Origin of the sequence: Shewanella morhuae (genome assembly GCF_900156405.1) — a bacterium.
Classification (GTDB): Bacteria; Pseudomonadota; Gammaproteobacteria; order Enterobacterales; family Shewanellaceae; genus Shewanella; species Shewanella morhuae.
Genome location: NZ_FTNN01000001.1, coordinates 214,252 through 236,438, shown reverse-complemented (window position 1 = coordinate 236,438; position 22,187 = coordinate 214,252). Strand labels below are relative to the sequence as shown.

17 protein-coding genes are annotated in these 22,187 nt (G+C 44.7%); 7 read left to right on the top strand and 10 right to left on the bottom strand.

Going from position 1 to position 22,187, the window contains the following annotated elements:
* Positions 1-38: 38 nt before the first annotated feature.
* The 3 genes from BW947_RS01040 (at position 39) to BW947_RS01030 (ending at position 4,994) form a co-directional block, all read left to right on the top strand.
* Entirely contained in the window at positions 39-1,166 is a 1,128-nt protein-coding gene (locus tag BW947_RS01040) for an efflux RND transporter periplasmic adaptor subunit (protein ID WP_076496468.1), read from the top strand.
* Positions 1,166-4,306: a multidrug efflux RND transporter permease subunit gene (locus tag BW947_RS01035; RefSeq protein ID WP_076496467.1), complete on the top strand. Its 3,141-nt coding sequence runs from the start codon at positions 1,166-1,168 to the stop codon at positions 4,304-4,306. The genes BW947_RS01040 and BW947_RS01035 overlap by 1 nt, the downstream gene beginning before the upstream one ends.
* A 214-nt stretch (positions 4,307-4,520) precedes the next feature.
* Complete coding sequence (locus tag BW947_RS01030) at positions 4,521-4,994, top strand: LabA-like NYN domain-containing protein (protein WP_076496466.1); 474 nt, start codon at positions 4,521-4,523, stop codon at positions 4,992-4,994.
* 87 nt (positions 4,995-5,081) lie between these two features.
* Here the strand turns inward: BW947_RS01030 and BW947_RS01025 are convergent, their stop codons facing one another.
* The 6 genes from BW947_RS01025 to BW947_RS01000 form a co-directional block, all read right to left on the bottom strand.
* Entirely contained in the window at positions 5,082-5,537 is a 456-nt protein-coding gene (locus BW947_RS01025) for a group I truncated hemoglobin (protein WP_076496465.1), read from the bottom strand.
* Positions 5,534-6,400 (bottom strand): DUF3034 family protein, encoded by an 867-nt coding sequence (locus BW947_RS01020; protein ID WP_076496464.1) that lies wholly within the window; start codon positions 6,398-6,400, stop codon positions 5,534-5,536. Before BW947_RS01020 ends, BW947_RS01025 begins: the two co-directional genes overlap by 4 nt.
* An 89-nt stretch (positions 6,401-6,489) precedes the next feature.
* A complete protein-coding gene (locus BW947_RS01015) occupies positions 6,490-8,796 on the bottom strand; it encodes a bifunctional diguanylate cyclase/phosphodiesterase (protein WP_076496463.1) in 2,307 nt (768 codons plus the stop codon).
* Positions 8,786-9,463 (bottom strand): cupredoxin domain-containing protein, encoded by a 678-nt coding sequence (locus BW947_RS01010; RefSeq protein ID WP_076496462.1) that lies wholly within the window; start codon positions 9,461-9,463, stop codon positions 8,786-8,788. The genes BW947_RS01015 and BW947_RS01010 overlap by 11 nt, the downstream gene beginning before the upstream one ends.
* Positions 9,464-9,799: 336 nt before the next feature.
* A complete protein-coding gene (locus BW947_RS01005) occupies positions 9,800-12,958 on the bottom strand; it encodes an efflux RND transporter permease subunit (protein ID WP_076496461.1) in 3,159 nt (1,052 codons plus the stop codon).
* 13 nt (positions 12,959-12,971) lie between these two features.
* Positions 12,972-14,210, bottom strand: coding sequence for an efflux RND transporter periplasmic adaptor subunit (locus BW947_RS01000; protein WP_076496460.1), 1,239 nt, complete (start codon positions 14,208-14,210; stop codon positions 12,972-12,974).
* 391 nt (positions 14,211-14,601) lie between these two features.
* Between BW947_RS01000 and BW947_RS00995 the strand changes: the two genes are divergently transcribed.
* Positions 14,602-15,228: a TetR/AcrR family transcriptional regulator gene (locus BW947_RS00995; RefSeq protein WP_076496459.1), complete on the top strand. Its 627-nt coding sequence runs from the start codon at positions 14,602-14,604 to the stop codon at positions 15,226-15,228.
* A 113-nt stretch (positions 15,229-15,341) separates the two neighbouring features.
* Here the strand turns inward: BW947_RS00995 and BW947_RS00990 are convergent, their stop codons facing one another.
* Positions 15,342-15,770, bottom strand: a complete 429-nt coding sequence (locus BW947_RS00990; protein WP_076496458.1) for an OsmC family protein — start codon at positions 15,768-15,770, stop codon at positions 15,342-15,344.
* A gap of 205 nt (positions 15,771-15,975) precedes the next feature.
* On the opposite strand from BW947_RS00990, the gene BW947_RS00985 reads away from it, so the two are divergent.
* A complete protein-coding gene (locus tag BW947_RS00985) occupies positions 15,976-16,794 on the top strand; it encodes a substrate-binding periplasmic protein (RefSeq protein WP_076496457.1) in 819 nt (272 codons plus the stop codon).
* A gap of 3 nt (positions 16,795-16,797) precedes the next feature.
* Here BW947_RS00985 and BW947_RS00980 read toward each other — a convergent pair whose 3' ends face one another.
* The gene (locus BW947_RS00980; RefSeq protein WP_076496456.1) at positions 16,798-17,688 is read right to left on the bottom strand and encodes a LysR family transcriptional regulator; all 891 of its coding nucleotides are present in this window, start codon (positions 17,686-17,688) and stop codon (positions 16,798-16,800) included.
* A 140-nt stretch (positions 17,689-17,828) separates the two neighbouring features.
* Here BW947_RS00980 and BW947_RS00975 point away from each other — a divergent pair, with 140 nt between their 5' ends.
* Positions 17,829-19,085 (top strand): adenylosuccinate synthase, encoded by a 1,257-nt coding sequence (locus BW947_RS00975; RefSeq protein ID WP_076496455.1) that lies wholly within the window; start codon positions 17,829-17,831, stop codon positions 19,083-19,085.
* Between the two features lie 133 nt (positions 19,086-19,218).
* Positions 19,219-19,650: a thioesterase family protein gene (locus BW947_RS00970; protein ID WP_076496454.1), complete on the top strand. Its 432-nt coding sequence runs from the start codon at positions 19,219-19,221 to the stop codon at positions 19,648-19,650.
* Positions 19,651-19,734: 84 nt separating this feature from the next.
* Here the strand turns inward: BW947_RS00970 and BW947_RS00965 are convergent, their stop codons facing one another.
* Together BW947_RS00965 and BW947_RS00960 are read right to left on the bottom strand one after the other, a co-directional pair.
* Positions 19,735-21,228, bottom strand: coding sequence for a putative bifunctional diguanylate cyclase/phosphodiesterase (locus BW947_RS00965; protein ID WP_076496453.1), 1,494 nt, complete (start codon positions 21,226-21,228; stop codon positions 19,735-19,737).
* A gap of 88 nt (positions 21,229-21,316) precedes the next feature.
* On the bottom strand, positions 21,317-22,159 hold the full coding sequence (locus BW947_RS00960) for an HDOD domain-containing protein (RefSeq protein ID WP_076496452.1): 843 nt from the start codon (positions 22,157-22,159) through the stop codon (positions 21,317-21,319).
* Positions 22,160-22,187: the final 28 nt, after the last annotated feature.

Here is a 22,187-nt window from a genome sequence, read left to right as displayed (position 1 = left end):
GTCTTTTTTAACTGCCTTTGCACGAGATAATAATTACAATGAAAAAAACCATTATTGCCATTGCCCTGCTTGCAGTTATCGCCACTGCGGTAAGTTTCAGTGATGTCCTGCAAGCGGCTAAACCAGAAAGCGCTCCCCACTTGATGCGAACGGTTCCTGTAGTGACTGGGGAAGTGGTTGAATATCCGCTAGCACAATCCGTTGCATTAATAGCCAAACTTGCAGCCGAACGCGCAGTGATCATCGCGCCGCAGGTCACAGGTAAAATTAAACAAATCGCTGTGACCTCAAACCAAGCAGTAAAAAAAGGCCAGATACTCATCGAACTCGATGATATGAAAGCCCAAGCTGCAGTCGCTGAAGCCAATGCCTTTCTTAATGATGAAAAACGTAAACTCAAAGAATTTCAAAAACTCATTAGCCGCAATGCCATAACTCAAACCGAGATTGATGCCCAAAAAGCCAGTGTTGATGTGGCGCAAGCTCGTTTAGCCTCAACGCAAGCTGATTTACATTATCACTATCTTACTGCCCCGTTTGCAGGCAATACGGGGCTTATCAATTTCAGCGAAGGCAAAATGGTTAGTGTGGGGACTGAGCTAATGTCATTAGATGACTTATCCAGCATGCGCCTTGACCTACACGTGCCCGAACATTTTTTGTCGCAGTTAAGTATTGGTATGCAAGTATCCGCGACCAGCCGTGCTTGGCCTGGCGAAACCTTTAACGGCAAAGTGGTTGCAATCGATCCGCGCGTCAATGAAGAAACCTTAAACCTTAAAGTACGGGTGCAATTCAATAATCAAAAAGGTCGTTTAAAGCCAGGCATGATGATGTCCTCAACGATTACTTTCCCTGCTATTTCAGCTCCAATGGTGCCAGTACAAGCGCTTGAATACTCAGGAACTAAACGCTATGTATACGTAGTGACTGCCGACCATATTGCTCACCGCACCGAAGTGACACTCGGCGCACGTATCGATAACCAAGTTTTGATTGAGCACGGCTTAAACGTAGGCGACAAGGTGGTGGTACAAGGTCTTGTGAATATGCGCGATGGCTTACTTATTAATGAAGTGGCGCTTGATAAGAAAGCATCGGCTAATACCGCTGAAGTCTCAAATACTACTGAACTTTCAGGCACTAAAGCCGCGGAGACTAAATAATGTGGCTGTCCGATGTTTCAGTTAAACGCCCTGTCGTTGCTATCGTTTTAAGCTTACTACTGTGTGTATTTGGTATTGTATCATTCACTAAACTGTCGATACGGGAAATGCCCGATGTTGAAAGCCCTGTGGTCACTATCAGCACCAGTTATTCCGGTGCATCGGCTGCCATTATGGAAAGCCAGATCACTAAAACCCTAGAAGATGAATTGACAGGGATCAGTGGTATCGACGAAATCACTTCAACCACCCGTAATGGTAGCTCACGTATCACAGTTCAATTTCTCCTCGGTTGGAACTTAACCGAAGGGGTCAGTGACGTACGTGATGCGGTAGCCCGTGCCCAGCGCCGACTACCTGAGGATGCGAAAGATCCTATTGTTTCTAAGGACAACGGCTCTGGAGAACCCTCGGTTTATGTAAACTTAAGCTCCAGCGTGATGGATCGCACGCAGTTAACCGACTACGCACAGCGTGTATTAGAAGACAGATTTAGCCTTATCAGTGGCGTAAGTTCTATTAGTATTTCTGGCGGTTTGTATAAGGTGATGTACGTCAAGCTCAGGCCTGAACAAATGGCTGGGCGCAATGTTACCGTCACTGATATCACCAACGCTCTGCGTAAAGAAAATATCGAGACGCCTGGCGGGCAAGTACGTAACGACACCACGGTGATGTCGGTTCGCACTAAACGCTTATATTACACAGCAAAGGATTTTGACTATCTGGTTGTTCGCACGGCAAGTGACGGCACCCCGATTTATTTAAAAGATGTCGCTGATGTTGCCGTAGGCGCACAAAACGAAAACTCTACTTTTAAAAGTGACGGTATCGTTAATATCAGCTTAGGGATTATTTCCCAATCAGATGCTAACCCGCTACTTGTCGCCCAAGAAGTACATAAAGAAGTCGATCGGGTGCAAGACTTTTTACCTGAAGGCACCAGCCTGATTGTCGACTTTGATTCAACCGTATTCATCGACCGTTCTATTAATGAGGTTTATAACACGCTCTATGTGACAGGGGCTTTGGTTGTACTGGTGCTGTATATCTTTATCGGGCAAGCACGGGCGACCTTAATCCCTGCGGTGACAGTACCCGTCTCATTAATTTCGGCGTTTATCGCTGCTAACATGTTAGGTTATTCGATTAACTTACTCACATTAATGGCATTAATCCTCTCTATCGGACTGGTGGTCGATGATGCGATTGTGGTAGTTGAGAACATTTTCCACCATATCGAAAAAGGCGAAGAACCGTTACTCGCCGCCTACAAAGGTACCCGTGAAGTTGGCTTTGCCGTTGTTGCAACCACGGCCGTATTGGTCATGGTGTTTCTACCGATTTCTTTTATGGATGGCATGGTCGGTCTGCTATTTACCGAGTTTTCGGTGATGTTGGCCGTCTCAGTGCTGTTTTCATCCCTCGTTGCTCTAACGCTTACACCTGTGTTGAGTAGCAAGTTACTCAAGGCCAACGTCAAACCTAATCGTTTTAACCGCTGGGTTGATAGTGGTTTCGCCCGCATGGAAAGAGTCTATCGCGTCGCGGTGACTCGGGCGATTAAACTACGTTTACTCGCCCCTTTAGTGATCCTCGCCTGTATCGGTGGTAGTGCTTGGTTAATGCAACAAGTACCAGCGCAACTCGCACCGCAGGAAGATCGCGGCGTATTGTATGCTTTTGTTAAAGGCGCTGAAGGCACCAGTTATAATCGTATGACCGCCAATATGGACATTGTCGAAGACAGACTCATGCCATTATTAGGCCAAGGCGTACTACGCTCTTTTAGCGTACAAGCCCCCGCGTTTGGTGGCCGTGCAGGCGATCAAACCGGCTTTGTCATCATGCAGTTAGAAGATTGGGAGAATCGTGATGTTACGGCTCCGCAAGCCCTCGGCATTGTGAGTAATGCCTTAAAAGATATTCCCGATGTGATGGTTCGCCCTATGATGCCGGGCTTTAGAGGCCAATCGAGTGAACCGGTACAGTTTGTACTCGGCGGCTCTGATTACGCCGAGCTGTTTAAGTGGGCACAGGTATTAAAAGAAGAAGCCAACGCCAGCCCCATGATGGAAGGCGCTGACCTAGACTACGCCGAGACCACACCTGAATTGATTGTGACTGTCGATAAGGAGCGCGCAGCAGAGCTTGGGATCAGTGTTGATGATGTATCACAAACCTTAGAAGTCATGCTGGGCGGTCGTACAGAAACCACCTATGTCGATCGCGGTGAAGAGTATGATGTGTATTTGCGCGGTGATGAAAACAGTTTCAATAACGTCGGCGACTTGAGCCAGATCTATATGCGCTCAGGCAAAGGCGAACTTATCACCCTTGATACCGTCACCCATATTGAAGAAATCGCCTCGGCGCAAAGGCTAAGCCACACCAATAAACAAAAATCCATTACCCTTAAAGCCAATATCAGTGAAGGCTACACCTTAGGGGAATCCTTAACGTTTCTCGAAAATAAATCTATCGAGTTGTTACCTAAAGACATTTCGATTGGTTATACCGGTGAGTCTAAAGACTTTAAAGAAAACCAGAGCAGTATCTTTATTGTATTTGGTTTAGCTTTGTTGGTGGCTTATTTAGTCTTAGCCGCGCAATTTGAGAGTTTTATCAACCCACTAGTAGTGATGTTTACTGTACCAATGGGCATATTCGGTGGTTTTTTAGGTCTGCTAATTACCAGTCAAGGGATTAACATCTATAGCCAGATAGGCATGATCATGTTAATTGGCATGGTGACCAAAAACGGTATTTTAATTGTCGAGTTTGCGAACCAATTGCGTGACCGCGGTTTTGAACTCGATAAAGCCATTATCGACGCCTCATCACGCCGATTACGACCTATTCTGATGACCGCCTTTACGACATTAATTGGCGCGGTACCGTTAATATTTTCAACCGGTGCAGGTTCAGAAAGCCGTATTGCAGTGGGTACTGTGGTGTTCTTTGGTATGGCATTTGCCACCTTCGTAACCCTACTCGTTATCCCAGCTATGTATCGATTAATTTCAGCAGCGACCCATTCCCCAGGCTATGTTGAAGCTAAACTAGAAGCGGCAATTAAAGCCCAAGAATTAGCGGCGCAAGAAGCAGCGAAACAGCAGGAACTCATGCCTAAAGTGTAAACCGCTATGATGTCATAAAGCCAAGGTGTTGATGCCTTGGCTTTTTATTTTTGACCTTCAAATCCTAACACCCTGCAAATTTTTGAGTAAACAATGCCAAGCGCATATGCTTAGTTTATATCTGCAAACGGATCCAAGTGATAAATGCTCCCTTAGCCTTTGTAATTATGTTTGTATGTTATAGTGATTTTCTCAACCAAGGTGGGACACTGTATTGAAAAGAATAGCTTTATTTGTCGATGTGCAGAACATCTATTACACCTGCCGTGAAGCCTATGGCCGCCAGTTTAACTATCGTAAATTGTGGCAACACTTAGGTTATGAGGGCGATATTGTATTGGCCGTGGCTTATGCCATCCACAAGGGCGACGATGGTCAATTAAAATTTCAAGACGCGTTAAAGCACATCGGTTTTGAGGTAAAGCTAAAACCGTTTATTCAGCGCAGCGATGGTTCGGCCAAAGGCGACTGGGATGTAGGGATCACCATAGATATAATGGAAGGCGCGGGTGAAGTGGATTCAGTGATCTTGCTGTCTGGTGATGGCGATTTCGATTTATTACTGCAAAAAATTCATCAAAAATATGGCGTTGAAACCCAAGTCTATGGCGTACCTGCCCTAACGGCTAAATCCTTAAGGGATTCCGCATCTCAATTTCATCCTATTGATGCAGCACTATTGCTCTAGTGCCCATAAAAAATGCTGCTATCAATCGTGACAGCAGCATATGAAGTTCACTATTTTGAGCGGCGATTTTTGTGCGTTACAACATGCCTAATGATAGGTAATGTCTGAATACATAGGCGCAAGCCTTTTTAGTAGTGCATTACGGGTCGCTAATGGTATGTGTTGCTCTTTCATCGATGCTATCAAATGCCCAACTAAGGCATCAAAATCCGCTTGGGTAATATTTAAACCTTGGTGTGTTTTTTCCATGCTTTCACCGTGATATTCACAATCACCACCGGCAACCCAACAAATATGCTCAATTAATCGCTCACGAAATAACGCAATATCGGTTGCATCAAAGTGATGTACGATACGCGTGTCTGTTGAGATACGTTTTAATAATCCATCAATGATCGCACTGACGCCCACATCATTCCCTAAAGCTTGATATAGGCTTGTAGTATCCGCTTGCAAAGGGGCGGGTTGAACCGATTTGTCGGCGCATCCGCTACTGAGTAGCACAAAGGTTAACGCCATCATTGTTATCCATAAACGGCTCATAAACTGCCCTCAATCGAGACATACCAGCCTTGCTGATCATCAAAACCTGCAATACTGCCTAATTTGCTATAAGCGGTAACGACGGAAAGATGTTTATTGATAAACCACGCTAAAAACACATCCTGCCAATCGTCCTCACGGGCAAAGCCGAGTTCATTGGGTTTCTGCCGATACTCAATACCCAGCGCCAAATTATCCGTTAACAACACCGCTGCAGACGCTTCGAGCACAAACCGGTAATCATTACTGGCTTGAGTGCCGAAACCCAATAGTCCAGTTTGATTCGCCTTAGTCGCGCGCACTGTGCCATTGAGTAATAAGTTGCGCCCCGCCAGCGCATCAAAAAATATTTTACTGGCAGCAACATACCAATCAATTCCACTGTCATCCCGCGCGCCAACTGCCTGAGGGAGAGTAAAGTCATCGACTTTTTTATACTGTGCGCCTAAGGTGATTTGTGGCATTGCAGTATAAAGTAGCTCTCCTACCACCTTGTATTTAACGCCAACAATATCTTGGCCTAACTCGCCGCCCATTGTATCTAAATCAAAGGTTTGTCGAGCTACACTCAGCTCAAATCGATTATCAAAACTCAAAGATGCGCCAATAACCTTAAGCGTAAAATCATCGACATAAACACCCGTTGCCATCGCTGTTGCCGACCATTCGCCGCTACTGCCATAACCGTTGATCACCGCCCATGGCACTATGCCTCCGCCTGCACTGCCCTCAATAGTTGTCGCGCCGCCCGTTGCCACTACACGGCTACCTTCGGCTAAAGCAGTCGTTGAGCCCAGTAGCAAACATAGCCAAGGTAAAGCCTTTACATAATTCAAAACGAATGAATTGATGGCAATGTTCACTAGATACTCCGCGATTATGTTGAGCGAAGACAAAGCTTCGTTTAATGTTTTTTTAAGGTTAATTTGAACGTTAATTTGAACGAACTAACTTATGCTTCAGTGGTTTTTGGATGATTAAACGCTTCAAACCACAGATCAAAATCAGCCACTTTTAACGGTTTTGAAAACACATAGCCTTGAACCATATCGCAACCTAAATGACGTAAAATATCCACACCCTCAGCCTCCTCAACACCTTCAGCCACAACCGTAAATCCTAAGCCGTGGATCAATTGAATACTGGTATTGACGATCATCACATCTTGGCTGTCGGTTAACATATCTTTAATAAAGCTACGATCAATTTTCACTTCGTTGACGGGTAAAATTTTCAAATAGGCTAGCGATGATTGACCGGTACCAAAGTCATCAATGGCAACTGATACACCAATGTCACGAAAACGCTGCAATACACCCACGACTGTTTGTGCATCTTTCATCACAGCGCCTTCGGTGACTTCAATGCATAGCGCCCCGCTCGGCAGATTATTATCCTTTAATAAACTGGCGATTTGATTCGGTAAGCGGGTATCAACTAAGTCGTGGGCCGACAGGTTAATGGCCAGTTTAAGCACTAAGCCCTGTTGTTGCCATATAACTAATTGTTTAATAGCCTGCGTGAGCACCCATTGACTGACGATATCAATGTTGCCTGAGTTTTCAGCGAGTTGGATAAATTCATCGGGAGGAATAAACCCTAATGTTGGGTGTTGCCAGCGGATTAATGCTTCAGCGCCAGTGCATTGATTTAAATGCAAATCCACTTTTGGTTGAAACACGAGATAGAGTTGATTTTGTGCCAAGCCTATCGGTAAATCACGAATAAGCGTGAGTTCGCGCTGGTATTTCTCATCATCGCCCTGACGATAGCTCACCACCCGCAGCTCTTCGAGACAGGCTTGATTAAGGGCAATTTCGGCGCGGCGCACTAACACATCAACATCGGTACCATTGCCATCGATTACTAGTAACCCAGCCCTTACCGTCAAAGATATATTCGAACCTTGAACAGGAAATGGTGCCTCGAGCATATCCAGTGATTTAAGTAAGTGTTCGGGACGTATTCCTTGGTTATAAAGCAGTAAAAACGAATCGCCATCTAAACGCGCAAGTAAATCGGGCGTCGGTGCTAATTGCTCTAAACGGCGCGCAAATAAGATTAATAAGTTATCCGCATTGGCAAACCCAATAATGTCGTTAATATGACGGAAATGTTTAATATCCAGTAATACCATAGCACCGGATAAACCTTGCCCAAGCTCAGCCAAACACTGCTTCGCGGCAAAACGATTAAGTAAACCCGTTAAGCTATCGTGGCGGGATTGATACACTAAATCCTTTTCACGCGCCTCTATATCTTCACGCATTAACGATAAACTGCTGGCTAACACTTCTAACTCAGCGGGAGCACCTTGGATTTTATTAGGTACTACGCCTTGGCCTATTTTACGCGCATAGGTCACCAATTGGTGCACGGGTGCCATTAAGCTACCCGATAACCAGATGGCTATCGCGATGGCTAACGCTAAGGTTAAGGCAAAAATAAACAGCATGTTATTACGTAACTGCTGGTAACTTTGTTGCCATTTAAGGTTCGATTGATGCAATAACGCTAACTGACTACCATTGCGGTCGTACAACTTGAGAGCCATGGTCAGATGATCTACCGGAATCGTTTCACTGGGTATGGTGAGTAAGTTAGGTAACAAGCTCGCCTGCGTTAATACACTCAATTTTTCATCATCAGATAAAGTGGAAGCTATTTCGGTGCGGCCAGTATCTTGATTGACAAAACTGACATCAATACCCGTAATCGCTTTAGCTTGCTGGGCAACTTTTTCATCTAACACAAAGCCCATGCCAACCCACGCAATTAAGGTAGGGGCTTTAACCGGTTGCAGTACAAACTGATAACTTACATGGTCAAAGTTTAATATCGCCAAGGCATTATTACTGCTAGTAGTCATATCAAATAAAGACTGAATATCCTCTTGGTCAAGCCCAGGAATACTCGAGGTTAATAATGCCCCTTTAGGTGATAACAACACCACGGCATCGGCGCCAATACGCGAGCCATGATTAGATAATACCGACTCAATTGTCTCTTGCTCACCCGTTGCAATCGCCCGTTTAAAACCAAAATCCGCACTAAGCACAGAGAGACTCTGGCTTAGTTGTATACCGCGATTAGATAACACTTCGAGGAATACGTTAGCGCCAATATCGAGGCTTTTCTGTTGCTGTAAAAAGTTGTCTCTTTGCGTCGCCGTCAACACAGAAAATGCAGTAGCAAACTGCACTAAGGTCAACACAATAAAAAAGACTAAAATGAGCCGCGCGCGAAAACTATTCAGCATGTAATGAATTGCCCTCAGCATCAAAATGGCCAAATCCCGCTGGCGGCGCCGACGGCTTAGCCTGACGCACAATATCTAAAGATAAACTCAATGAATTATGTCCTTGCGTAATGAATAAATCAGCTGGTTCCGTGGCCATTTTTTGCCATGGGTGCCACAACTTAACTTTATATTGACCCACTGCTAGGCCATTAAATTGGATCTCACCATTGTCGTTTGCAACCGCCACTAATGGGCTATCGGCAACATAGATAAAAGCTTGCATATAATCGTGAATATTACAGCCCAGCGCGACTAAACCCGATTTATCGAATAAGATCGGGGCTTCAGCCTGTCCAACATAGAGTTTAAGCTCAAATGGCTTTGTTTCTGAAAAGGAATATACATGGTGGCGAGTGCGATCTAAGTTAGGAAAATCCACTTTAGCGCCTTTAGGCACTGCTAATACAAAGGGCACAAAGGTTCGATCTTTTTGCGACATTTGATAATGCTGAACATCGGCGACTTGAGTTGGCGTTACCGCAGGAATAAGTTCTACCACAGCATCGGCAATCGACAACTGCTGCAAATCAACCACCTTGATATTAAGCTCAGATGCCATAACTGGATAAGTAAACGTCACCCAAGCGCCAAGCACGAGAGAAAATACAATACGAAATAGAATCATCAGTTACCTCAAAGATTAACAATACTATGCCCACCAGTATTAATTAAAAACGCCATGTAAAGTAAACCGTTTCACTTTAATCTCGTTTTAACATTCGCCACTTATATTGAGCGCGAGAGCGATACTCAATCCAATCATGCAGCAGCACATCATAACAGTCGTTTCGTATTATGTACTGCCAGTAATAGTAACAAAAAAATCTATTCTAGAAGCGTTAATGGCGCGATCCTAATCTAAAGAGTTTAACGCTGCATCTCATCCTGTTGTACCGCAAATAAAAAGGGCTTACGTAATGTAAGCCCTGATGTAATTCATCATTCAATAAGGAGGCGCAACCTAAGTTGCTTTAGCCTCATTATCGTTATCGACTTTTTTGTTGCCACGCTTTGCCAATGCGTAGTAAAACAGCGGCGTTAAGATAAGGCCAAACACTGTCACCCCAATCATACCGGCAAATACCGCCACGCCCATGGCTTGGCGCATCTCAGCACCCGCGCCAGTAGAGAACACCATAGGCACCACCCCCATAATAAAGGCGATAGATGTCATCAAGATAGGACGTAAACGTAATCTTGCCGCCTCTAATATCGCCTCCATCGGTGCCATACCGTGATCTTGTTTCTCTTTTGCGAACTCGACAATCAAAATAGCATTCTTAGTTGCCAGCCCCACCAGCACTATGAGGCCAATTTGAGTGAAGATATTATTATCACCTCCGTAAATTAACACTCCACTGAGGGCTGAGAGCAAGGTCATTGGGATGATTAAGATAATCGCCAATGGCAAGCTTAAACTCTCGTACTGGGCTGCGAGCACCATAAACACCAGCAAGATCACCAGAGGGAATACTAACAAGCCCGTATCACCCGCTAATATCTGCTGGTAGGTCAACTCAGTCCACTCATAACTCATGCCGTTTGGCAGCGTCTCAGCGAGAATTTTCTCAATTGCGGCTTGTGCTTGGCCGGTACTGACACCTGCTGCTGGACCCGCATTAATTTCAGCGGTAGTAAAACCGTTATAGTGCATTACTCTGTCAGGACCTGAGCTTTGGCTGACCTTGATAAATGACCCTAGTGGAATCATATCGCCATTCAGATTGGGCACCTTTAGCTGACTTATTTGCTGCGGACTTTGGCGGAACGCCTCATCAGCTTGCATATTCACCTGATAGGTTCGACCAAAACGATTGAAATCGTTGACATAGGTCGAGCCCATATAGGTTTGTAATGTCTGGAAAATTTGATCAAGCGATACGGCCTGCTGCTTCGCTTTAGTTCTGTCAATATCCAGTTCAAGTTGTGGTACGTTCACCTGATAGCTAGAGAACACTCCGGCTAATTGAGGGTCGGCCCACGCCTTGTACATCACTTGTTGGGTCACCTGATACAAGGCCTCATAACCGAGGTTGGCCCTGTCTTGAATTTGCAGACGGAACCCTCCTATGGTGCCAAGGCCTTGCACAGGTGGCGGCGGGAAGATGGCAATAAACGCGTCTTGAATACCGGCAAACTCTTGATTCAATTGCCCCGCGATGGCGTTAGCCGACAGCTGTGGACTCTTGCGCGCGTCAAAATCATCAAGCGCAACAAACACCACGCCTGAGTTAGGACTATTGGTAAAACCGTTGATGCTAAGACCAGGAAAAGCAATCGAGTGCGCCACACCAGGATGATTAAGGGCTATCTCAGACATCTTTTTGATCACTGCATCAGTACGCTCAAGGGATGCGGCATCCGGCAACTGAGCAAACGCGACTAAATATTGTTTATCTTGCCCTGGTACATAACCCGTTGGAGTGTGAGCAAATTGCACGCCTGTTAGCGCTACCATACCTAAATACACTAGGCCGATAATGCCACCAAAACGGATCACTTTACGCACTAACCAACCATAACCATCAGATGCACGGCTAAATAAGCGGTTAAAAGGCGCAAACAACCAGCCACCGAGTAACTTATCCATCAAGCGAGTTAAACCATCCTTTGGTGCATCATGGCTCTTGAGCAATAGTGCGGACAATGCTGGGCTCAACGTGAGTGAGTTAATCGCCGAAATAAAGGTTGAGATAGTAATCGTTAAGGCAAACTGTTTATAGAATTGCCCAGTTAAACCGCTCATAAACGCCGTTGGAATAAATACCGCAGCCAACACTAAGGTGGTTGCCACAATAGGGCCTGTAACTTCCTTCATCGCCTTTTGCGTTGCGGCAATTGGGCTTAAACCAGCGGCGATATTACGCTCAACGTTTTCGACCACCACAATCGCATCATCGACCACAATACCGATAGCGAGCACCAGTCCAAACAGCGACAGCGCGTTGAGTGAAAAACCCAGCAGATGCATAAAGGCAAAGGTACCAACTAACGACACAGGCACAGCCACAAGCGGGATAATCGAGGCGCGCCACGTTTGTAAAAATAGCACTACCACTAATACCACTAACAGCACGGCTTCAAGCAAGGTTTTGATCACGGCCTCAATCGAGCCACGCACGAACACTGTAGGGTCATAAACGATGTCGTACTCTAAACCTTCAGGGAAAGACTGAGATAATTCTGCCATTTTGGCGCGCACATCGTCGGAAATCTGAATCGCATTTGAACCCGATGCTTGGAATACCGGAATCGCCACCGCATCTTTGTTGTCTAGCAGTGAACGTAGCGCATAGCTCGTCGCGCCAAGCTCAACCCGAGCCACATCTTTCAGACGATTTACTTCACCGTTTTGGCCGACTTTGATGATGATATCTTCAAACTCAGACAGCTCAGTTAAACGGCCCTTCACATTAATCAATAACTGAAAATCAGCACTACCACTGGGCTGAGCACCTAAGCTACCTGCGGCCGCTTGTTGATTTTGCTCACGTACGGCAGCAATAATATCGGCGGGCGATAAACCCAGCGCCGAGACTTTATTCGGGTCGAGCCAAATTCGTAGACTATATTCGCCAGCGCCAAATAAACGCACTCCGCCCACGCCTTTAATGCGGGCTAACTCATCTTTGACATTTAGTGCGGCGTAGTTAGACAAATACAACATGTCATAACGGTTATCCGGTGACAGTATATGCACCACCATGGTCAAATCGGGTGAAGACTTTTCAGTCACTATGCCTAAGCGTTGTACTTCCTGCGGCAAACGCGGCATAGCGCGATCAACACGGCTCTGCACTTGGGTTTGTGCCCTGTCGACATCTGTACCAATGGCAAAGGTAACCGTTAGCGTCATGCGTCCATCAGACGTTGCCTGCGATGACATATACAACATGTCTTCAACGCCGTTGATTTCCTGCTCCAGCGGCGAAGCCACAGTTTCGGCAATCACTTTAGGGTTCGCGCCAGGATAGTTAGCGGTCACCACGACTGTGGGCGGCACGACTTCTGGGTATTCTGTTATCGGTAACTGCCAAACGGCAATCGCCCCTGTGATAAAAAACAGCAATGACAATACGGCTGCAAATATCGGTCTTTTAATGAAAAACTGCGACAACATGGTGTGTTATTCCTTAACCGCGACTAGCCGTTTCAACCGCTTGCGCCGTTAAATGATGTTGATTTTTATCGAGCATTAACTGAGCTTGACGTATTGCATCCAGCTTATCGCTGTCGACCATTTCAACCATGTGCGGAGTAATTTGCATTTTAGGTCGCACGCGCTGCATGCCATTAACAACAATATGATCTTCCGCCACTAAACCTTGAGTAACTATGCGTAGCCCTTGTACTTTTTCGCCCAAGGTCACGCCGCGATATTCAAGCGTGCCATCGGCGCCAACCACTAATACAAACTTATTATTAAGATCTGTACCAATGGCTTTATCGTCAATCAAAATACCTTCGTAGGCGCCGCTACCTGCAGTGCGAAGGCGAGCAAACAAACCTGGCAGCAAGTTATTGTCTTCATTATCAAAGATAGCTCTAACTCGAATGGTACCGGTTTGCTTATCCATCGCATTATCAACAAAGTCGACCATGCCGATATGTTGGTAATCGCGCTCATTTGCTAAAGCCATATACACAGGATTATCACCCGCGCGCGGGTCATTACGCTTATTCTGCGCGGTTAACTTGACGTATTTAAGGTAAGTTTGTTCATCCACATCGAAATAGGCATACATGCTGGCGGTAGAAACTAAGCTGGTCAGCACGCTCTGCCCTGCGGTCACATAGTTACCCGCGGTCACATTGGCGTAGGACACGCGGCCATCAATCGGTGCTTGTACTTGGGTATAAGCTAAATCAAGCTCGGCGCGCATCAACGCGGCTTTTACTGAGGCAACAGCGGCGGCCGTTTGGCGCTTATTGGAATTACGGGTATCGAGCAACTCGGCCGACACCGCCTTTTGATCAAACAATTTATGTGCCCGTTCAAAGTCATTTGTGGCCAGTTGCTCAGCAGAGATAGCGCTAGCAAGATCTGCTTTTAACCGGGCCACTTCAACCTCAAACACGCTTGGGTCAATGCGAAATAACACCTCGCCCTTTTTCACTATCGCGCCTTCTTTAAAATTGACAGAGTCGATATAACCCGACACGCGCGGAATCAGTGTGACGCTTTCTGGCGCTTGTAAACGGCCGGTAAACTCATCCCATTCGGTAACTCGCTCATGTAAGACTTGGGCAACATCAACCATAGGTGCACTGGGCGCCTGCGCCTGCGGTGCGGTTTGCTCACCACAAGCAGAAAGAACGAAAGCGGCTATAGCCGTTAACGTCATCATTCGTAAAAAGTTATTCGTTATCATATTGCAATCCTTAAAGTGGCGGGCATTTCACGCTATTCGAACTCAAAAAATACATACCGATTGGTAAAGAATGTTCTGTACTGAGCGGTAATATATAGCGTAAAATGACGTTGTCAATAATTTTATATACCAATCGGTACAAATTTAATTAGCGAACGGATTACTACAAGGTATTGCATGAGCAGGTCTTAGGAAGAACAATTGATTTTTATAGCTTATTAGTGAATTTGAAGGGGTTTAATGGCTGTTATACATTGAACGATGAACTTAACTGCCACCTAGGATGACTAAGTAGGCATATTCACTTGTATCTGTGATTAGTCAGCAAGAGTGGCTTTACACCAGCTAAACCCATGTCTATCCTAGGGGCAATTGAGAATTGAGGAGCCTAATGATGTCAACCGTCACCCAGACGCCCTGTGTAGGTCGCCCACGCGCTTTCGACACTGAGGATGCATTAGCAAAAGCTTTAGAAGTTTTCTGGCGCAAAGGTTTTGAAGGTACGTCATTAACGGACTTAACCCAAGCAATGGGCATTAATAAACCTAGCCTTTATGCCGCGTTTGGTAATAAAGAGCAGTTATTTATCAAAGCAATAGAATTATATGAACAACGTCCCTGTGCATTTTTCTACCCTTCATTAGAACAAGAAACCGCCTATCAAGTTGTTGAAGCGATGTTATTAGGTGCTGCCAGCTCCTTAGTTGATGAAAGCCACCCGCAAGGCTGCTTGATTGTTCAAGGTGCCTTGACCTGCAGTGAAGCGGGACAAGCCATCAAACAAACCTTGATCAATCGTCGCCGCGACGGTGAAATAGCACTTTGTGAGCGCTTACAACGCGCTAAAGATGAAGGCGATTTACCCGCACATGCCGATCCTTTACTGCTGGCACGCTACATAGGCACTATGTTGCAAGGTATGGCCGTTCAAGCAACCAATGGCATTTGTCCAAAAGAACTGCGCAGTGTGGCTGAGCTGGTTCTGACACATTTTCGGGACGCTTTTTCTAAAAATTAACCCTATATTTCCCTATATAGGTGCTAAGAAGAATATAATCCTAATCATATCCCCCGATAAGACAATGATCTAACAGGGGGGATATGCAAATGCTAAATATTAACGCTAATGACTTAATTTTTAACGGCATGGGTCACAAGTGTGGGATGCAATAAATTGTCATGCACTGGACAACGGTGGCACACAGCATCTAAAAATATACGCTTCTGCTCCTCAGTAAGATCCGCATCTATACTCGCGTTAATGGCAATATCTTTAAAACCCACAGGATCATCCGAAGGCTGACCAAGCAAACCAGCACTATTCATCACAGCGCGAACATGTACGTCAAACTGACGCAACTCAATCTTCTGTTCGCGAGCAACCATCCTAGCAATCGCAGAAATACAACCGCCCAAAGAAAATAAGAACGTCTCTAAAGGGTTAGCACCCTCATTTGTTGCTGTAGGCTGATCAATCACTAAAAGATGCTCACGGATCTGAGCCGTGACTTTCCAATCACCAGCCATGTGTGTTGTTACTTCAATTACTTTTTCAGCCATTGATAAATACTCCATTAGATTTTATTCAATCAGATTATTCTAATGGTTGGTTATATAAAAATCATCGCCTAAGATCACAATATTAAGAAGACGCTTTATAATCGGTAATGCTTTCAGAAATGACTCAAGCCCCATAAAACCATTGGTCTAGCACATAAAACCTGTGTTATAAAAGCCTTACACCGCGTAACTGAATGGCAATAAAATGCACCACGAAATACGATCCATAGGTAAAAGACGACAGCAATTGAATATATTGATCTCGTTTTTGCTTGGCGCTATTTTATTATTGCTGTCGACATCTTATAGCATTGCGCAAGACGATAAACCTATACAAGTAGCACAGCATCTGAGCAGTATTACCCTCGCAGCTGAAGATAGCTGGCCGCCTTTTGCCGATCAATTAGGTCAAGGAATATCCCATCGGATCATTAAGGCTGCATTTTTACCCTCAGGAATTGAAGTAAAAAGCTTAGTTTTACCCTATACACGAGCTTTGATGATGGCTGAAAAAGGCAGTGTTGACGGGGTATTTAATGTCACTCGCGAAGCGAGTACTGAACAACGCTTCATCTTCGGTAAAATTCCACTTTTTGTTGCGACAGCCTCTTTTTATCAAAAAAATCAAAAACCACTGAATGCGATTAATAAGTGGGCATTGCCAAAAGGGACTGTGATTGGCGTAATTAAAAGCTATGAATACGGGGATGAATTTTCTCAGTTAGTGCAGCAGCAACAGCTTAATATTGTCACAGTTGCCACCCAACATCAGTTGATTAATCTACTATTGATAGGCCGCATTGATACAGCATTGATGTTCGATTTAGTCGCAAAGGAAAATTTGCAAAAAATGGGAGTAGACCATGATATTACTCCCGTATTTACAAATCATAGTAGCGATATTTATCTCGCATTTTCTAAGCAAAATCCGCAAGCACAGAACTTAGCCAAACAGCTCGATGAAGGCTTATCGCTGCTAAAAACAACCGGACAGTATGACACGCTACTCTCAGCAGCTCACTAATAGCTAGCGTTGTGAGCGAATAATCTCTTGATTTACCCAATATAACAATTGTTTGATAGCTTTAGACAGGACCTGATTCTGCCGCACAATATAGCCTAAGCTCGTTGTCGGAAATTGTGGGAGAGGAGTAATTTTTGTGGTGAGATTCGACTTAGTATAAACAGAAAACTCAGGCACTATTGCAACGCCAAATCCGGCTTCAGCCCAATCGATTTGAGCATCGACACTGCCGACTTCCATAATCCTATAATTCGATAAATTAAGTGAGGGTAATGCGGGATCTAACAGCTCACGGGTACGGGTATCATGGCCAAGTAAAATTAAGGTGGGTTGCTCGCTTAAACAGGCATCGATAGACCGTTTTGCCTGCTGCCATTGTTGCAAGTTATCCCCTAATGCACACCATTTAATTTGTTGTAACTCAGTAAAGTGCAATGGTTGACTCTCTTTTTGCGCAATCACAAAACCAAGATCAGCTTCGGCATTAGTCACTAATTCAGAAGCCTGCGATGAAGTAGTATTGAGCAATGAAAAATCAATCCCCGGGAACTCCGCTTTAAAAAGCTGAAATGGCTGGATCAATAATAACCGCGAGATAATATCACTTGCGGCAATCGTTAATGTACCTTGGCTAAGATTATTAATCGCATTGAGATCCGCTTGACAGATTTGTAGCTCCATTAACGTCCTTTCGCTACTTTCCAATAAACGAAATCCCGCCTGGGTTAACTTGAAAGGGTTACGCTCAATCAACTTTACCCGGGTCGTTTGCTCCAACTGCTTAATATGCAAGCTGACATTAGGTTGTGTCATATGCAGCGCAATGGCAGCCTTACCAAAGTGTTTGTGCTGCGCTAAGGTGACAAAGGTTTTTAACCAATGAATATCGAGCATTTTTCACCACCAAAGTAGAACTAGAGTTAATAATAACCAATGATATATGAAATCCTTATTGAGATGATAACTATAATTAATTTCTCTTATTCAAATGACAGGTCTAGCATAGCCTCTTAATCCAATGAGGAGATGTTGTTATGCCGTCGATCGTGGTTGTGGGTGCAAATTGGGGTGATGAAGGCAAAGGCCGCATCGTAGATTATTTAGCCGCTAATGCTGCAGCGAGTATCCGCTTCCAAGGCGGTAACAACGCAGGTCATACTGTAGTCAATGATTATGGTACCTTTAAATTACACCAATTACCCAGTGGCATATTCAATCCTAACTGCATTGCAGTATTAGGCCCTGGCATGGTGATAAGCCCTGCGGCACTGAGCCAAGAAATTGCTGAAGTACAAGCAACGGGTGTTGACGTTAAATTATGCGTTTCAGACCGTGCAACACTGTGCTTACCTTTGCATGCATTAGAAGACACCTTAGAAGAACAGCGTCTGGGCGATTTAGCCTATGGTTCAACCCGTCAAGGGATTGCACCAGCCTATGGCGACCGCGTGATGAAAAAAGGCATTCTAGTCGGCTGGTTAAACCAACCTGAAGTGCTACAAGAGCGCATTCAATTTATGCTTGATTGGAAAATGCCACAATTAAAGGCACTTTATCCAAGCTGCGATTTTGAGCAAACGGCCGCTGAAATGACCGCATGGTTATTAGAAGTGACCGCTCCTTGGCGTCCATTTATTTGCAACGTCACTGAACCGTTAAAAGCATTGCAAAAACAAGATGCTCACTTACTGTTTGAAGCTCAATTGGGTGCTGGCCGCGATTTAGTCTATGGTGAATATCCTTACACCACATCATCAAACGTCACTGCAGCTTATGCTGGTATCGGCAGTGGTTTACCTGCACTGCGTCCTGAGCGCGTAATTGCTGTAGCAAAAGCCTTTAGCTCATCTGTAGGTACAGGCACTTTAGTAACCGCAATGGAAGAGCAAGACGCATTCCGTGAAAGTGCTAACGAGTTTGGTGCTACCACGGGTCGTCCACGTGATATGGGTTATTTTGATGCTGTGGCAACTCGTAACGGTGTTGAGTTACAAGCGGCTACTGAAATCGCCTTAACCAAGATTGATTGCTTATCTGGCATGAAAGATCTCAAAATCTGTGTTGCCTATGCAGGCGAGCACACTGAGAACCCGATTTGGCCACAAACCGCTGCACTAACACCAGTATATGAGCAAATGCAGGGTTGGAGCGAAGACATTACCGGTTGTCGCACCTTTGAAAGCCTGCCTATCGGTGCCCAACAATATGTTGAACGTATCGAAGCCCTAATGGGTGTGCGTGTTAGCATGGTATCTGTTGGACCTGAGCGCGATCAAATGATCATTCGCTAACATAGCGTCAATGATTCGATAAAAGCCATATTCGCTTAAGTGAATATGGCTTTTTGCTTGTTATGGTGTTGTTCAAGCCGATAAACCGCTAAACTGGCGCGCTACGCTAATCACCCAAACTGATGTAAATTCCATGCCACAATTTAGCCCTATGTTTTCCTTTCCGGTTCAAATTTACTACGAAGATACCGATTTTTCTGGCGTGGTATATCACCCTAATTTTTTAAAATATTTCGAGCGTGCCCGTGAACATGTGATTGGTGCAGAACGGCTAAGTGCCTTATGGCAACAAAACCAGCTCGGTTTTGCCGTATATCGCAGTGATATGCTGTGCCATGAAGGAGTGGAGTTTGCCGATATTATCGATGTCCGTACTCAGTTTTACTTCGAGAGTAAGTACCGCACGGTATGGCAACAGGAGATTTGGCGACCTCAAGGTAAAAAACCTGCAGTAACAGCGACAATTGAAATGGTATGCATGAATCAAGCTCGTCAATTAGCACCTATGCCGGCAGAGTTGATTACGGTATTAAGTCGTGGATTTGTTATCAATGCACAGGAGTAACCTTGTGACGACCTGCATGAAGTGAATAAAAGAATAAAAGGCTCAACAGCAGGCTTTAAACTAAATTTATGCCCTGTTTAAGATTTAAGCGAGGTTATGCAACTGCTCCCAATTGGTTTCTAGCTCTGCAGCACGCATTGGTTTGGCATAATACATGCCTTGTAAGGTATCGACCCCCATCGCTACGAGCATATCTCTAATATCAAGCGTTTCAATTCCCTCTACTGTCACCTCATAACCCAGTTTTTTGGCGATATTAATGCTGGCCTCAAGAATATATTCCGATGGTTTATCCTGTCCAAGATCCTGTAAAAACGCCTTATCGATTTTGACTTCATTAACCGGTAAATGCTTTAAATAAGCTAAAGATGAATGACCTGTGCCAAAATCATCAATCGCAAGCTTAACGCCTATAGCTCGGAGCTGCGTTAAAGTTTTAACCGCTTTGGTTAAGTCGGTCATCAAGGTACTTTCAGTAATCTCAATCATCAAGGACTCAGGCGGTAACTGATAATGAGCCAGCCTTGCTGCTATGTCTTGCGGGAGTGTGTCGCTATCAAGATCACGCGTCGATAGATTGACCGCAACACAAAGATGCATTCCTGCGGCGCGCCATTTGGCTTGCTGTGCTAACACCTGTTCGAGTGCCCATTGGCTGACTAAATCAATCATGCCTGCGTATTCGGCCAAAGGAATAAACTCGCTTGGGGAGATAAAGCCCAGTTCATCATGCTCCCAGCGCATTAATGCTTCCACCTGAAAACATCGTCCAGTAGCAATATCTTGTTTAGCTTGATACACCATATAAAGCTGATTACGCAGTAGGCATTTAGGCAAACTATCAACAATTTTTAACTCTCTGAGCTGACGAATATCATCATTCTTGGCATAGAATGCAATGGCACTGCGGGTGTTTCGCGCTTTCTTGAGTGCTAAATCGGCTCGACGTAACATTTGGCTCGTATCAGCATAATGTTGTTGTAAATGCACACAGCCGATTTGAAGTTTTACGCTCAATGGCCTGCCTTTAATATTGAACGGTACTTGTAAACGCCCGCGTAAGTGCACAAGTTGCTCTTCTGATAATGTTTGTTCGTAATATAGAAAAAACTCATCACCATTAAGCCTTGCCACTAATCTTGGCGCTAAATTTAAGGTGTTTACACGCTCAGCAAATTGCTTTAGTAGCATATCTCCAAACACAAACCCGAACAGATCACTCACATAACGAAATCGATAAATATCAATCAACACTATGGTGCCTTGAGTCAGCGGCATCATTGCAGTGAGTGCACGTTTCAGCCCCACGCGGTTGGCTAAACCTGTCAGTTTGTCTTTACCGACATTGGCTGGTAACGCCTTTAATAATTCATTAAGGCTATGATAAAGCGCGGCAAACTCCTGTGGGACAATAGTTATATTTAACGCTTTGCGTTCAAGATTTTGTTGCTCTAACTGGAAACAGAGCTGGGCTAAGAATTGTTGTTGTGATCGTAAAGTGCGGAATTTTTCTTGTAGGAGGTACAGTAAAACAATCAATAAAGTGAGGGTGGCGACAACTAATCCTATTATAAGCATTTCAACCTCACCTTATCTGTAACGTTTTAACATGGTCTTTTTTGTGTCGTGATATCAAGCTCACTTGTATGCCACAAAGGCCAACTAATTATTGGTAACTTTCTCTAATCGAATGGAATTGTTTTATAAATTCATCACTTGCCAAATTATCTGTTGTCACTGGCAATCCACGAGCAACAAATACACCAAGACGTTGCTCTAATTCAGAGCCTGCACGTAACTCACCCGTGTAAAATGCTGCTGCGCGAATAAAATCAAGATAAGTAACTTCATCGGGTAAATAAGGTAAATCAGCCCAACGCTCAACCACTTCCATCACTTCACTAGAAAAATCCCAACTTTTTAACACTGCACGCCCCAAAGGTCCCTGCATTTTTCTAACCAGTGCCCGTAATTGATCAATACTGGTAAATAAGTGCGGCTGCGCCTCGGCCTCAGTCAACACTGGCAAGGCGCCAATATTGTGTACCAACCCTGCAAGAGTCAAAGTATCAATATTTAATTTACTGCTTGAATGGCGTTGGTTATATATCTGTAACATCGCACAAGCTGCTGCGGTAACATCAATTGAAGTACGCCAAACTTCATCCATCACTTCCCATACCATTTCATTGGTAGAAATAAATAATTGTTCCATCGCGACAGAAGTCGCAATGCTTTTAATTTGGAATAAACCAATACGTGAAACGGCACTGTTAATACTTTCAGCCGGGATACCACGGCTATATAAGGCACTATTGGCGACCTTAATGATACGCGCTGAAATAGCCGCATCTTGACCAATTACTTCAGCAACTTGCTTAAGGCTTGCATCGGAGCGCCCAACAACCTCTTGTACCCGCATTGCCACTTCAGGCAAGGTAGGTAAAACTAAGACATCATCTTTTAGTTTTTTTAATAAACTGACTAATAATAGATGTTCGGTAGACATCTTGGCTCCCATCAATATGTAAACATGA

Coding starts and splice junctions, on each gene's coding strand:
- BW947_RS01040 (WP_076496468.1), top strand. CDS start 39: ATGAAAAAAACCATTATTGCCATTGCCCTGCTTGCAGTTATCGCCACT.
- BW947_RS01035 (WP_076496467.1), top strand. CDS start 1,166: ATGTGGCTGTCCGATGTTTCAGTTAAACGCCCTGTCGTTGCTATCGTT.
- BW947_RS01025 (WP_076496465.1), bottom strand. CDS start 5,537: ATGAGCCGTTTATGGATAACAATGATGGCGTTAACCTTTGTGCTACTC.
- BW947_RS01015 (WP_076496463.1), bottom strand. CDS start 8,796: ATGCTGAATAGTTTTCGCGCGCGGCTCATTTTAGTCTTTTTTATTGTG.
- BW947_RS01010 (WP_076496462.1), bottom strand. CDS start 9,463: ATGATTCTATTTCGTATTGTATTTTCTCTCGTGCTTGGCGCTTGGGTG.
- BW947_RS01005 (WP_076496461.1), bottom strand. CDS start 12,958: ATGTTGTCGCAGTTTTTCATTAAAAGACCGATATTTGCAGCCGTATTG.
- BW947_RS01000 (WP_076496460.1), bottom strand. CDS start 14,210: ATGATAACGAATAACTTTTTACGAATGATGACGTTAACGGCTATAGCC.
- BW947_RS00995 (WP_076496459.1), top strand. CDS start 14,602: ATGATGTCAACCGTCACCCAGACGCCCTGTGTAGGTCGCCCACGCGCT.
- BW947_RS00990 (WP_076496458.1), bottom strand. CDS start 15,770: ATGGCTGAAAAAGTAATTGAAGTAACAACACACATGGCTGGTGATTGG.
- BW947_RS00985 (WP_076496457.1), top strand. CDS start 15,976: ATGCACCACGAAATACGATCCATAGGTAAAAGACGACAGCAATTGAAT.
- BW947_RS00980 (WP_076496456.1), bottom strand. CDS start 17,688: ATGCTCGATATTCATTGGTTAAAAACCTTTGTCACCTTAGCGCAGCAC.
- BW947_RS00975 (WP_076496455.1), top strand. CDS start 17,829: ATGCCGTCGATCGTGGTTGTGGGTGCAAATTGGGGTGATGAAGGCAAA.
- BW947_RS00970 (WP_076496454.1), top strand. CDS start 19,219: ATGCCACAATTTAGCCCTATGTTTTCCTTTCCGGTTCAAATTTACTAC.
- BW947_RS00965 (WP_076496453.1), bottom strand. CDS start 21,228: ATGCTTATAATAGGATTAGTTGTCGCCACCCTCACTTTATTGATTGTT.
- BW947_RS00960 (WP_076496452.1), bottom strand. CDS start 22,159: ATGTCTACCGAACATCTATTATTAGTCAGTTTATTAAAAAAACTAAAA.